The sequence below is a fragment of the Paenibacillus sp. EZ-K15 genome (assembly GCF_002573715.1).
Taxonomy (GTDB): Bacteria; Bacillota; Bacilli; order Paenibacillales; family Paenibacillaceae; genus Paenibacillus_AQ.
Window position 1 is genome coordinate 438941 of record NZ_PDHM01000028.1, and the last position, 12924, is coordinate 451864.

At 45.6% G+C, this 12924-nt stretch carries 9 protein-coding genes and 1 pseudogene; 2 read left to right on the forward strand and 8 right to left on the reverse strand.

From position 1 onward, the window contains the following. Positions 1-318 precede the first annotated feature (318 nt). Together CRG97_RS32295 and CRG97_RS32300 are read right to left on the reverse strand one after the other, a co-directional pair. A complete protein-coding gene (locus CRG97_RS32295) occupies positions 319-1791 on the reverse strand; it encodes an ABC transporter substrate-binding protein (protein ID WP_098749547.1) in 1473 nt (490 codons plus the stop codon). Between the two features lie 195 nt (positions 1792-1986). Continuing rightward, positions 1987-2574 carry a YdcF family protein gene (locus tag CRG97_RS32300; RefSeq protein WP_237566639.1) on the reverse strand — a complete coding sequence of 196 codons (588 nt, stop codon included), beginning with the start codon at positions 2572-2574 and terminating at the stop codon, positions 1987-1989. A 318-nt stretch (positions 2575-2892) separates the two neighbouring features. Between CRG97_RS32300 and CRG97_RS32305 the strand changes: the two genes are divergently transcribed. Both CRG97_RS32305 and CRG97_RS32310 read left to right on the forward strand, forming a co-directional pair. After that, positions 2893-4077 carry an ROK family transcriptional regulator gene (locus CRG97_RS32305; protein ID WP_237566640.1) on the forward strand — a complete coding sequence of 395 codons (1185 nt, stop codon included), beginning with the start codon at positions 2893-2895 and terminating at the stop codon, positions 4075-4077. Between the two features lie 676 nt (positions 4078-4753). Further along, positions 4754-5077: a methyl-accepting chemotaxis protein gene (locus CRG97_RS32310; RefSeq protein WP_098749550.1), complete on the forward strand. Its 324-nt coding sequence runs from the start codon at positions 4754-4756 to the stop codon at positions 5075-5077. A gap of 25 nt (positions 5078-5102) precedes the next feature. Here the strand turns inward: CRG97_RS32310 and CRG97_RS32315 are convergent, their stop codons facing one another. The 6 genes and pseudogenes from CRG97_RS32315 to CRG97_RS32345 form a co-directional block, all read right to left on the reverse strand. Then, positions 5103-6479 (reverse strand): FAD-dependent oxidoreductase, encoded by a 1377-nt coding sequence (locus tag CRG97_RS32315; protein ID WP_098749551.1) that lies wholly within the window; start codon positions 6477-6479, stop codon positions 5103-5105. 559 nt (positions 6480-7038) lie between these two features. Further along, positions 7039-7224 (reverse strand): annotated as a pseudogene (locus tag CRG97_RS33925) (NAD(P)H-dependent oxidoreductase); the annotation flags it as partial. Positions 7225-7432: 208 nt separating this feature from the next. Further along, entirely contained in the window at positions 7433-8386 is a 954-nt protein-coding gene (locus CRG97_RS32330) for an alpha/beta hydrolase (protein ID WP_098749552.1), read from the reverse strand. A gap of 505 nt (positions 8387-8891) precedes the next feature. Next, complete coding sequence (locus tag CRG97_RS32335; RefSeq protein ID WP_098749553.1) at positions 8892-10094, reverse strand: pectin acetylesterase-family hydrolase; 1203 nt, start codon at positions 10092-10094, stop codon at positions 8892-8894. Positions 10095-10428: 334 nt separating this feature from the next. Continuing rightward, positions 10429-11604 carry an MFS transporter gene (locus CRG97_RS32340; RefSeq protein WP_098749554.1) on the reverse strand — a complete coding sequence of 392 codons (1176 nt, stop codon included), beginning with the start codon at positions 11602-11604 and terminating at the stop codon, positions 10429-10431. Between the two features lie 144 nt (positions 11605-11748). Further along, complete coding sequence (locus CRG97_RS32345; RefSeq protein WP_098749555.1) at positions 11749-12801, reverse strand: LLM class flavin-dependent oxidoreductase; 1053 nt, start codon at positions 12799-12801, stop codon at positions 11749-11751. Positions 12802-12924: the final 123 nt, after the last annotated feature.

Consider the following 12924-nt stretch of genomic DNA (forward strand, 5'->3'; position numbering starts at 1 on the left):
ACTGGACGTTTATTAGAGGTTGTTCAAAAAGTCGTCTTTTGATCACGAAGTGAGTCAAGAAGTAACTCGGCATCGAATCTTGAATTCGGCGGGCCTAAGTAGAAGCTTCCGAAGCATGTTTCCTGCGGAAACATTTCAGGTGCTCACGTACCCAAAACGTACGCTCCGCTCCTCAGTCCCTAGCTTCCAACCTTCTCGGTGCTGAAAATCCGACTTCTTGAACACGCACTATTAGTCATTTTCAGTGTGAAGCCTATAGGGTCTCAGACGTTAAAACGGAAGAGCGGAGATGAATCCTCCCCGCTCCAACACGTCTTATTATTTCTTTTCAACCTCTAGAGCTTTCTTCAGCAGCTCTTCAGCTTGCTCCAGAATCGGTTTCGGATCCTGCATGCCCATAGCAAATTTCACAATATTCTCATTCATTAATTTTTCTGCTTGAGCAAGATTCGGATCGGAAATGTTGATAGACCGGCTTGCTTTAAAAGTCTGAGCATTATTATCTGCAATGTATTTCAGAACAGATTGAGCAGAGCTGGAAAGGTTAGCCGCTCTGGCAGGATCTTCCGTCAAATCCTTGCGCATTGGCAAAGCGCCTGCCTTTTCGGCAGCAAATTGTTGATTTTCAAGCGTAACCAGCCATGCGATCAGTTCTTTGGCCCACTTTTTGTTTAATTCCGGCTTAGCTGCCCAGATATAGTTGAAGTTTGAAGTTCCGCTTCGAATCCAAAGCTGTTGATTTGTGTTATCTCTGAAAGGAACAGCCATGAAACCCCAATCGAAATCCTCAGGCGTTGCTTCCTTCATCTCATTCTCAACATGTGTCCCAGTCGATACCATAGCAGCTTGCCCCTGAATAACCTGCATTTGCGATTGCGTATGGTTCAATGCCGGAAGTCCTTCTGCAAAATATCCTAGCTTGCCAAGCTCATAGAAGCGCGTCCAGGTTTCAACCGTCTCTGGATTTGTGTATTGCGGCAAACCATAAGTTCTATAATTTTCGATAAATTCATCGACATGACCATTGATATCAGCCAGTTCAAAATTTTTGGCTGTTCCGAAAGCCCAGTTATGGTAGCTTGGATGAATGCCCGGGAACGTAATTGGAGCAATGCCGTCCGCTTTAATGTCTGCTAGAAGCGCTTTAAATTCGTCCCATGTGTTCGGGTTTTGGTTCCAGCTATGCTCTTCGAATAGCTTTTTGTTAAAAAACAACCCGCCAAAGCTACTCGCCGTAGTAAATTCATATCTTTTCCCATTGATCAGCGGCGTTGACTCGTACATGCCAGGCATCATAAGATCCTTGACCTTTTTATCCGGTACGTCTGGAAGAGGGAATTCCCAAATGTCATCCATTGGTTCAAGCTTACCGGCTTCAGCGAGCCCTATAATACCTCCAGATGGCTCTGTATTGAATAGATCAAACATGTCATTATCATTGCCTGCAGAGATTTTTGTAGAAAGAATCGTCTTCATATCAGCTGAAGCCGTGATGTCTATTTTGACATTGGGATACTTGGCTGTGAACGATTCAACTGCATAATCGAACCACTCCCGGCCATATCCTCCTACAAAGAAGCCTACCTTTAGCGTTACTTCCTCATTCTTCGGCAATCCATTCTCATAAACATCTACTTCAGCAGATACACCCGGCTTATCCGAACCAGCAGGAGTTGTACTTGGGCTAGCCTCGTTCTTTCCGCTGTTACCACCGCAACCAGCCAGCATTGTTAAAGATAATAGCGCTGCAACACCCGTGCTCATGAATCGTTTCATTTTTCCATTAAACATTATTTCGCTCCCCCGTTAATTAATAAATAAATTGGATTAACTATTTAAGCATAACTATGTTTTGTTAATCAGCAATCAAATCAGGGTAAATAATTTGTAAATAAATATTGGCTATAGCCTCTGGAGCCTCACCTCCTATATATGCTGTAAACGCTTACATTTTAATTACTAATCGGCCCGTTGTCAACCCTTTTATCAATTGTTTTGATCATTAATTGCCCTATTAATAATGGGGAGAGTTAATCGGAATGCCCGAATTTCCAAAAATGTTAATTTCATCTGAAATCCCACAATGCTTCTAAGGCTTCGATTAGCGTAGAAACCGCCTTTTATGCCAAGACGATGCATAATATACTTCGTGCGGCGGACATGAAATAAATTTGTTATGATAATAAAAGATTTTAGCTGGTATTGCTCCATCAATTGCTTGCTAAAGATTAAATTTTGAACGGTGTTGTATGACTTGTCTTCTTTTAATACTCTTTTTGCCGGAACGCCCTTCTCAACCAGGTACTTCTTCATCAGCTCCGCTTCCGAGTGACGTGAACCAACAGCTCCCCCCGATACAATGATATATTTGTGCCCATACTGCCGAAATAGTTTGTAAGCCTCATCCAATCTTTCCTTAAGCAAAGGGTGTATTCGGCCGTCTTTAGATACATAGCCAAGTACAATAAGCGCATCTGCCTTACCAGGTTTCAACATAACTGCATGCAGCCAGCATATGTAAGTCAGCACCGCCATCGCCGCTATTGCAATTATCCATCCAATCCATGCCATCATTTGCTCCTCTGGGCGTCAATTTGTTATGTTTAATCAAATCAATTTACAAATATAATATCTTTTTTTATCACAATGTCAATACAATCCGTTTCGTTTTTTTAGTATTTTTGGATTAAGAGTTTTCGTATGGACTGCATCATACTGCATAAAACCGCCATATATCGTCGTTTTTTTGGGAATTTATAAGGAATGTTATTTGAATTTAACTAACTTGCAACTTTTATTCGCCTCGTATTAATGCTACACTTGAAGCAAAGTATGTTCCTAATTTGTCAAATGTTTTGAATCTATATTATATAAAACGTTGTTGGAAAGAGGATGCATATCGTGAGTGAGTCGGTCAAACCAACTAGCCATATGTTATTAAAATCAATTAATCAGCAGAAGGTTCTTTTTCTCATTTATTCAGAAGGGCCGATCTCTCGCGTAGAGCTTGCGGAAAAAACTGGACTAAGCAGACAAACGGTAACCAATATCGTGAATCGCCTGTTGAAGGAAAAAATAATCGTGACAGGGGAGCTTATCGACTTGGAGGCAGGCAGCGGAAGGAAAAGAGTCGGCCTTCATATCAACAGCGGCCACTTTTATGCCATCGGGCTTGAGCTCGCCGGCAAATACATTCGCGGAAAAGTGTACAACCTGCGTCAAGAGGCAGTCGCATCAGCAGAACGCACGAGCAACAAATATGGTTCTATAGATGTGCTGATGCAGCTGTTACATGAAGTTATTGATGAGCTGCTCACCCAGGTACCCAACACTTCTAAAGTAAAAGGGATCGGAATCAGTATGCAGGGCCTGGTAGATTCTCAGCATGGCATCGTTCTGCGAACACCCGGCATAGGCGTTCATCGCCTGCCACTCAAGCAGCTGCTTGAAGACAAATATAACATCCCCGTGTATATCGAGAACGATGTCAATCTTCTCTCTGTCAACGAGAATATGAACGGCTCCTTGAAAGAATCCAATAGCAATATCACCATTAAGTTTGATTATGGTACAGGCGGCGCAATCGTCCATAATAAACAAATTATAGCAGGATCAAGCTTTGTTGCAGGTGAATTCGGGCATTATAAAGGCTTCTATGGAGAAGATGCCTATCCATGCCATTGCGGCAGATCCGGATGCTTAACGACGCTGGCTTCCAGCAGCGGACTGAGTGTTTCCATCAAATGCACACTAGAGGAGTTCGCAGAAGGCATAAGAACTGGAGATCCTAAGTTCCTTAGTTTATACGAAAAAATTGTCGATGGCATCGCGACCGCCGTTACCAATATCATTACATTTATAAATCCAGACAGTTTGCTTATGACTGGTCGAGTCATTCCTACCATCAGTCCCGAAATGTTCAACGAGATTAAAGCTAGAGTGATGCACCAGTTGCCTGTGACAGTTAATAACGTACAATTGATCCACCTTCATAACAAACCGGATGAAACAAAGCTTGCTGCCGGGTTAGTTATTAAACGTGCATTTGAAATACCGCTGGATACTTTATCTCTTTAATACGACGGATGAAACCATACTAGAACGGTTCATCTCTGACTTAGAATGAACCGTTTTACTTTTTACCATCCGCTATTCAAATCTATATACTCTGTAATATCTTTTTTTGCGACCCTTCATGAATTCTCTCCCCCATGGATCAATGCCGATGAGAAGCAAAAACCAGTTGGTAGTCGGGCTCTCAGAAGTCACCTGCAGCGTCAACGAGCCTTGAAGGAATCGCTGAAGGATAGATACCATGTGGACGCCTCCGACCGGATTTCGAAAATCGAATCCTAACTTGCACGCTGTCACTACGCTCCGCTAGCCAGATCCTGTGATCGTTTAACCGGAACGGGGCTGATTTAGTACAAGCGGACAAGATATATAATCAGATTCTAAGGAAACAGATTCAACTTTGATTATCGCCACGGGGCCTGTACGTCCTTACGATATCGACAAGAGTAGGACAAATCGAATCCAATTCCCGGGTGGTCATGGATAAGGTGTTTATTGCGACAAACCTTGCAACGGAAGGAAATCAAGCGTTGATATGGTTGTTAGACAGATGAATTCTATCAGTTTTACAGTGAACCAATCCGCTGAGTACATGAAATACTTAGTAGATAATGCCCTTCACATAGGAAAAATTGTAGAAGTCATCAATACAATCGCTAATCAAACGAATATGTAAGCCCTGAATGCTTCCATAGAAGCTTCTCGCGCTGGAGAACATGGACGTGGTTTTGCAGTGGTTGCAGGTGAAGTGAAAAAGTTGGCTGAACAGTCATCCAAATCGGCCCAACAGATTACGTCCTATGTGGAGAGTATCCAAGAAGGAATTCAAAACGCTGTCCAGTCCATGGAGCAAGGTACAAGAGAGGTTACAGAGGCACTCCATTTGGTGACCCAAGCGGGATCATCGTTTAATGAAACTATGGAGGAGGTTACATCTTCTGCAAATGTACTGTCTAGCATGGAGGAAGAACTCCAAGAGAAAATAAGGCAGTTTAAGTTATAACAGAAGCTTCACGCCTAAGGGAATATTACGCTTTGATTGAAAAAAACAAATCATTCAAAGCCTCACCCATGGTTGGGTGAGTAAAGATATGATCCCTTAGGAAGGTAAACGGTTGTTCCATCTGAATCGCCATGCTCACCATATTGATGACCTCACTAGATTCCGCACAGAACAAGGTTGCTCCAAGAATCTTATTAGTATCGGCATCTACAATCGCCTTCATGAATCCGTCTGTTTCCTGGATTAAACGCGCACGAGGAATCGCGGCTGCAGGAAGTTTTGCCACCTTAATGCTGTACCCTTTCTGACATGCTTCTTCCTCACTGAGGCCGACGCGGGACAGCGGAGGATCCATGAACATGGTGTAAGGAACATTGATTCGATCTGCGGTATGACGGGTACCATTCCCAAAGAGATCGCCTTTCACGATTCGATAATCATCGAGCGATATATAAGTAAACTGTAGCCCACCCTTTACATCGCCTAGAGCCCAGATATGGGGGACGGATGTTCTTAGATGCGCATCGACTTGGATAGCACCACGTTCATCTAGCTTGACACCTGCTGCTTCCAGATTAAGTCCATCTACATTTGGTTTTCTACCCGTTGCCAGTAAAACAGTATCTACATGCAGTTCTTCAGCATTGCCCGCTACCTCATAGGATAGAACCGTTCCCTCTTGCGTATCTTTGAGTCCAATGACTTTAGCAATCAGTTTAATATCAATACCCTTCTTTGAAAGGACATCATAAACAGCATCCGCAACATCTCGATCTTCACGCGCAATGAACTTTGGTCCTCCTTCTAAAACGGTTACTTCCGAGCCAAATTGACGATAGATGGAGGCAAACTCTAAACCAATATAGCCGCCACCGATAATCGCCAGCTTCTTCGGCAGCCTTTTCTTGTCCAAGATGGACGTGCTCGTGTAAACATGCTGACTCTTTCGAATTCCCGCAATATTAGGGATGACCGCCTCAGCACCTGTATTAATAAAGATTCGAGGTGCAGATAAAATCGTTATCTCTTTATTTGAAGTGACCTGCACTTCATGGTCGGACACAAACGATGCTGTTCCATCAAATACTTGAATATTTTGATGCTGGGCTAGATTGTTATAGTTTTTCTGACGCAGGAAGGCAGTGAGTTCATCCTTTTGCTGAATGGCTTGATCATAATGAGCGAGCTGCACCTTCGGATCTTGAACCTCTTTAACTTGTTCTTGTTTTGCTTGGTGAGCTAAGAATTTCGTTGGTATGCAGGCGATATTGATACAAGTTCCTCCATACATCTTATTGGATCGTTCGATAACCGCCACCCTCCAATTGTGGTTAGCGAGTTCCACAGCTAGTGTTTTTCCACCTTTTCCAAATCCAATAATGATGGCATCAAATGTTGTCATCTAAAATTCCTCCCTACGTTTAATTTCGAGACTGATGAGTCAAAGTATATGATTTCATGGCACTCACAGCTTCTTGTGCAGACCATGAAGCACTTGCTACAAGACCAAAGTTTAGTTTCCCCGCATTATAAGCATCCATACCTGAAGCAGCCGTCCCATCGTAAACGACACCTGCTTCAAAGCCTTAAAATTTTATGCAGGCTTGAAATGATGGTCTTGCCATCGCTGATCGAGGATGCGCTTCAAATCCTCGACTCGGAAACGCCATATCCGTGGCGTACGGGATCGTCAGGAGGAAGGTTCAGCGTCCTCGAGTCGACATGAGTGGGTTGAATGACCACGCAGCCGTGAGCAGCCCAGTAGTCGACCAACGGCCCGTAGCCGTCCAACGACCAGCCAAAGCCGTGCGAGAAAACAATAATAGGCAATTCACTTCCTGCCGCGGGTGCAGACACTCGCACTTGCAGGTTCTCACCACGGTCTGGGGCTGGTACTACTACCGGCTTCAATGAGACGACTGGATTAGGCGAACTAACGTTGATTTTCGTTTTGGCTGCTATGCCCAACCGTATTCGAGAACATCATCAAGCCATTTTTTAGGGTAGGCAGAAGATTAAACCACCGTATGGGGAACTGTAAAACGAGATTACTATGTGCTTCAATTAATGTCTGTTCCTTTTTCCATATCAAAGTTACTGTCCGGATAAACCTTATACAATTCGTGTACAGTATTCTTTTCAGGGAAACTTCCACCCCCCGCTTTACCACTATTTGTGATACGGTTCATCATATCAATTAAAAGGCAAAATGAAAGGGGCGCCCCTGCAGGGCGCCCTTAATCTACATATGTGTTCGCTGTCATGACCAATTCTATCCAATCTTTGACTGCGGGCAAATGAAAAGAGAATCGTCTCTGTCACATCGGATGCCGTTTATCAGCACTTTCTTACCTATTATTGGAATCCGTCCTTTAGCCAAGCGCCGGCTAATGCAATCGCACCGCGGGCGGCTAACGTATCTGCCAAATCATTTAGCATAACGAAATCATGAATGATTCCTTGATAACGCACCGTCGTGACGTCCACGCCAGCCTTCCGAAGCTTATTCCCGTAGGCTTCTCCTTCATCCCGAAGAACGTCGGCTTCAGCCGTGATGATGAGAGCCGGAGGGAGATCACGAAGCTGGTCGATGGAGGCTCTCAGAGGAGAGGTATGGATTTCATTCAACTCTTCCGGTTTGTTGATATACTGTTCCCAGAACCAAGCCATCCCATCACGGCGCAGGAAGTACCCTTCGGCGAATTCATGGTACGAGTCCGTATCCATTCCGGCATCCGTAACCGGATAGAACAGCAGCTGTCGTTTGATCTCGGGGCCTTTTCTTTCCTTAGCTATCAACGTGATGGCCGCTGTCATATTGCCGCCGACGCTGTCACCCCCGATGGAGATATGATCTGAATTCAGGCCATGAGCTTTGCCGGAGGAAGCGATCCATTGCAGTGTAGCATAGATCTCTTCAAGGGCTGTCGGATATTTGACTTCGGGAGACAAGCTGTAATTAGGAAATACGATGGCGGATCCGCTTCTGACCGCCAGCTCGCGAATCAGCCGGTCGTGGGTATGGGCATTGCCGAACACCCATCCTGCGCCATGAATGTACAAAACAGTTTTAAGCAATTGTCCGGCCGTGTTCTTCGGACGTAGGATCCGAATGGACACTTGACCGCTTGGTCCGCCTGGGATGCTGAGATCCTCAATATCTACATCCTGTTTCTTGACATCTCCCGATTGAACTTCGTCTACCGTAACTCTTCCCTTCTCAGGTCCAAGATGGAATAAGTAGGGCGGATTCGCAGTAGCCTCAACGAATTGTTGTGCGGCAGGCTCAAGAATAATCTTTTTGGTCATGTTTAGCATTCTCCTCTATCATTATTAATTGCAGAAAATTAAATTGTGAAAAACCATTCAGGCTAAAAAAAGGATTACAACTTGCGTAGCTCCCAGAGAATATCCTCCGGCTCCATCCTCTTGGTAAAGTCCGGATTCACGTTTGCGGAACGGATAACGGAGTATTCGTCAATCATGAACGTTCCCGTCACTGGAAGCAGCCAATGAACCGTCCCAATGTACTCGTTAGGATCAATATTATGGCTTAGGTATATGCTCTTCAGATAGTCGGCACTTCATACAACAGGTTAGTTTTGGCGGCAACGATTCCCTTAGGGTCGCTGAGAACCTAAAAGGACAGTTCTGTTTTCCTCAGACAGCGTAGGACGACCGATTCGTATTTTCTGGATAATATCGGAAAACGCACCTTTGCATCTCGCCCTACTTATGATACGGTTCAGCTTAACGGGACTATCGGCGAAAAATAAGAAGGAGTGGACCCCCCTAGACCTTATAACCAACAGCGTCAGCCCTCTTTCTCCACAAAATGCCGCCCCACGGAGTAATATTCATCCTTATTCACGGCATCGTCCAGCCACTTCATCAGCTTCACCCCGTCCTGTTCAGCTTTGTAGAAATGATTTAATGGAGAGAGTGTATGTGGTGTCCTGCCCGTCTTCTCGTTAAGACCGTAATCCGTGATGTAATAATAGTAGCCTGGCAATCCTTGAGTTAGCTCTCCGGCAGATTGCAGCATGCGGGCCGACCAGCGATGCACATATTCGCCATCATCCAAAACGTCACCATTCAGATCCTTTTCAAAGTCGAACAGCAGCTCATCATAAAGCGTATTGGACTGCAAAATTACCGCATTGTCCGGGAGCAGCTTGCGGTTCGCCGCGAATACGGACGAAATCAAATCGCCGTTGACTTCATAACCAAAGGTTTCTGCAAAGTTGACCTTCCATTCGTTATCGATAATATCCGGCCAGCGGTTGGCATTTAAGTAGGAGCCGTCCGAATATTGATAAATGCGGGCATCCGGGTAGCGTTTCGCAATCTCAGGCGCCCAGAACGCAGCTCCGAATCCTCCGGCGCTTTCTCCCGCAATGAGGATCTTTTCCGGCGCAGCGAAATGGTTTGCAATCCATTCCAATGCTGCGCGCGTATTGGCTTGACCGTTGTAACGCATTGTAAACGACTTGCCTTTGGCGTCCGTATATTCCTTGGATGCATTCCCGATATGCAGATCACCAGTAGAATAAGGGATATATACAATATTCCAATCCTTGAACGGATTGTCGGGGTTATTATTTTTCAACAGGCCGCCAAGCGTACTTACTTTAAAGAATGGAATGTTCGGAAAGTAATATTTGATCTCACCGTTCTTCATTACATTACTCAAATTGATCGGCTGCGCGGCAGTCACCGCATCCCAGGCCACACCGCCCCCAGAAAAATAAATGATCAATTTATCTTCAGCAGCTGCTCCCTTATTGGCAAGTAAATAGTATTCCGAACCGTCGGCAGAAATTACTTGTGCATCCTGGTCAAACTTGATTTTATTCCAGACATAGCGCTCCGCAGCAGCCCATTTATCCGGTTCCGCAGGCTTTTCAAGTATGAAGAAATAAACATAACCCGCCAAAACACCCAAAGTAAGTGCAATTCCGCCTATCGAAGTCAGGAGAATCTTGTTGATTCTTTTCACTGTTTTCTTTTTTGCCACACAAAGACCGTCCTCTCAACCATAAAGTAGTCCACAAGTTTTTCAATCTTCATTATCATGCTGATTTTAACGTCCAATGTGAATGTAAGCACCATAAAATTTAGAGTGCTGTTTATGCTACTGCTCAAAAAGTAAATTATTGTTGATTTAGCTGCTCGAAACCAGGGGTCAAAGTGTGGCGAATTATAACTTAGATGCCCTCTATCTCCCTTTTTATTACCCTATCCAGAAGCTATAATCAAGCTAACATGCACAGAAGACCACCGAAGAAATCGGCGGCCTGATCTGTCGGTGAGTATATAGAGACTTGGTTTTCAAACCTCAGTTTTGTCGGTTACGCTCCGTTTCGTTCCGCCATTGAAGATCGGCGACGCATGGATAAAGAAATAATAGCCGGGATGAGTCCAATTGCGACGCCAACTCCGCCAAACCAACCAACTGCTGCAAGAGAGACGCTGTCTACAACAATACCCCCAATTACAGCCCCTACGGCCATTCCCAACTGCACGATAGAATTGTTCAAACTCAGGATGATCCCCGAAGCCTGAGGAGCCATGCCGATTAAATAAACTTGTTGAACCGGCCCCGTCGACCAAGCGAAAAAGGACCATAACATAAGCAAAGGCAACACGAACATGGACGAGTGGGAGAACGCAGTCAGTAACAATAATATTCCGGAGTGAAAGAGCAAGCCTCCAATCATCGTACGGGGGATACCCCATTTATCTGCACCGTAGCCGCCAACTTGGGAGCCTATGAGACTGGCCAGCCCAAACGCAAACAGCCCGACGTTTACCATCCCTTCGCTCATCCCCGTAATGTCCAAAAGAAACGGCGTTATATAGGTGTACAGCATCGTATAGCCCAATATCCAGAAAAAACTGATGGAAAGCGCGACAGTGATTCGGGGGCTTTTTAATAAGGCAAGCTGTTCCCGAATAGGAACGGGAGCCTCTCCTTCCGATTTCGGAATTGTCAGCAAAAGGACCAACATCGCGACCAAGCTCAGGGCTCCGACTCCCGTGAAGATGATTTTCCAATCATGTGAGCCCGCGATGATCCTCCCAAGCGGGACCCCTAGAATAAGTGCGAGGTTAAAGCCCACTAGAACCGTGGCGATAGCGCTACCCTGTTTTCCAGGATGAGATATTTTGGCGGCAACCGTCAGGGCGACGACTATAAATACCCCCGTGCTGATTGCCAAAATAATTCTTGCTCCGAGCAGCATGCCGTAGCCTGTAGTTGTGACAGTGATCAAATTCCCAACGAAAAATAATCCCAAAGCCGACAGCATAAGCTTTCTTCGATCCATTTTTGCCGTGAATGCAATAAGAATCGGGGTGCCGATGGCATAAGCAAGCGAGTAGACCGTAATCAACTGCCCGGCCGCCGCTACCGACACTCCAATATCACTTGCAAGCATATCCAAAATGCCAGCAATCACAAACTCCGAAGTTCCGACTAAAAAGCTGACAATGGCCAGAATATAAATTTTCCATGAATTCCCCATCTATTTCTCCTCTTTTCATTTCAACAGATCTAAATCTATAGAAGTCATATTTAAAAAATAACGCTCAATTCGCCGACTTCATTTCTCGGCTCAATCAAGCCTCCTCGTTCCAAGCGTTCGTACTCTGCTTTAAGCGTTACGGCCTTACGTCTGACGGGCGAGCTCCTTACGGACAATCGGCGCTACTTTGGTGCCGAGAAGCTCAATCGTCCGCAGCAAGTCGCGATGCGGCAATGAACTGAAATCGTTGTACATCATGAATCGAGTCAAGCCTAGGTTCTTATGCAGCAGCACGATCTTCTCTGCGACATATTCGGGATCTCCGACGTAAAGAGCGCCGTTAAGGCTGCGGGCTGAATCGTACGAGTCACGTGTATAAGGAGACCAGCCTCGTTCCCAGCCAATTTGGTTCATTTGCTCGGCCATGACAGGATAATACCGCTTAGCTGCCTCTTTTGTCGTATTCGAAATAAAGCCATGCGAATGCGTAGCAATTTGCAGCTTATTCGGATCGTGACCGGCTTTCACGGCGGCCTCTTTATAAAGCTCCACCAAGGGTGCGAATCTTTGCGGCTCCCCTCCCAGGATAGAGAAGGCAATCGGAAGTCCCAGCAAACCGGCCCGAACAGCTGATTCCGGGTTGCCGCCCGTACCGATCCAGACAGGCAAAGGCTCCTGCTGTGCACGTGGATAGATTCCCATGTTGTCAATCGCCGGGCGAAGACCGCCGCGCCAGGTCACCTTTTCGGAGGCCCGAATCTTTAACAGCAGTTCCAGTTTATCTTCAAACAATTCCTCGTAATCTCTTAGGTCATAGCCGAATAGCGGAAACGATTCGATGAACGATCCCCGTCCGGCCATGATCTCCGCTCGCCCGTTCGATAGACCGTCCAGCGTTGCAAAGTCCTGGTACACCCGCACCGGATCATCCGAAGATAGCACCGTCACTGCGCTCGAGAGCCGGATCTGCTCCGTTTTAGCGGCAGCGGCGGCCAGAATGACAGCTGGCGACGAGCTTGTATAGTCGATTCGATGGTGCTCGCCGACGGCATAGACGTCGAGGCCAACTTGATCTGCTAATTGCATCTCTTCGATCGCTTGGCGCAGCCTCTCGGCATGTGAAACACCGCCATTTCGGGGATTTGCATGGAGGAATGTGCTCATTCCAATCTCCATCGTATTCGATTGATCGCTCATAGTCATTCTCTCCTTCTTACTATGATTAGGGATGATTAGTAAAAACTGTTGAATGATCCTTGCAAATCGGCTCGTTCGCTAAAAATTAATTCAAGTATAACCCCCATCAATTCTACAGTTCTA

What these genes read in the sequence shown, in the direction of transcription:
- CRG97_RS32295 (WP_098749547.1), bottom strand. Translation starts at nt 1,791, where the DNA reads ATGTTTAATGGAAAAATGAAACGATTCATGAGCACGGGTGTTGCAGCG.
- CRG97_RS32300 (WP_237566639.1), bottom strand. Translation starts at nt 2,574, where the DNA reads ATGATGGCATGGATTGGATGGATAATTGCAATAGCGGCGATGGCGGTG.
- CRG97_RS32305 (WP_237566640.1), top strand. Translation starts at nt 2,893, where the DNA reads ATGCATATCGTGAGTGAGTCGGTCAAACCAACTAGCCATATGTTATTA.
- CRG97_RS32315 (WP_098749551.1), bottom strand. Translation starts at nt 6,479, where the DNA reads ATGACAACATTTGATGCCATCATTATTGGATTTGGAAAAGGTGGAAAA.
- CRG97_RS32330 (WP_098749552.1), bottom strand. Translation starts at nt 8,386, where the DNA reads ATGACCAAAAAGATTATTCTTGAGCCTGCCGCACAACAATTCGTTGAG.
- CRG97_RS32340 (WP_098749554.1), bottom strand. Translation starts at nt 11,604, where the DNA reads ATGGGGAATTCATGGAAAATTTATATTCTGGCCATTGTCAGCTTTTTA.
- CRG97_RS32345 (WP_098749555.1), bottom strand. Translation starts at nt 12,801, where the DNA reads ATGAGCGATCAATCGAATACGATGGAGATTGGAATGAGCACATTCCTC.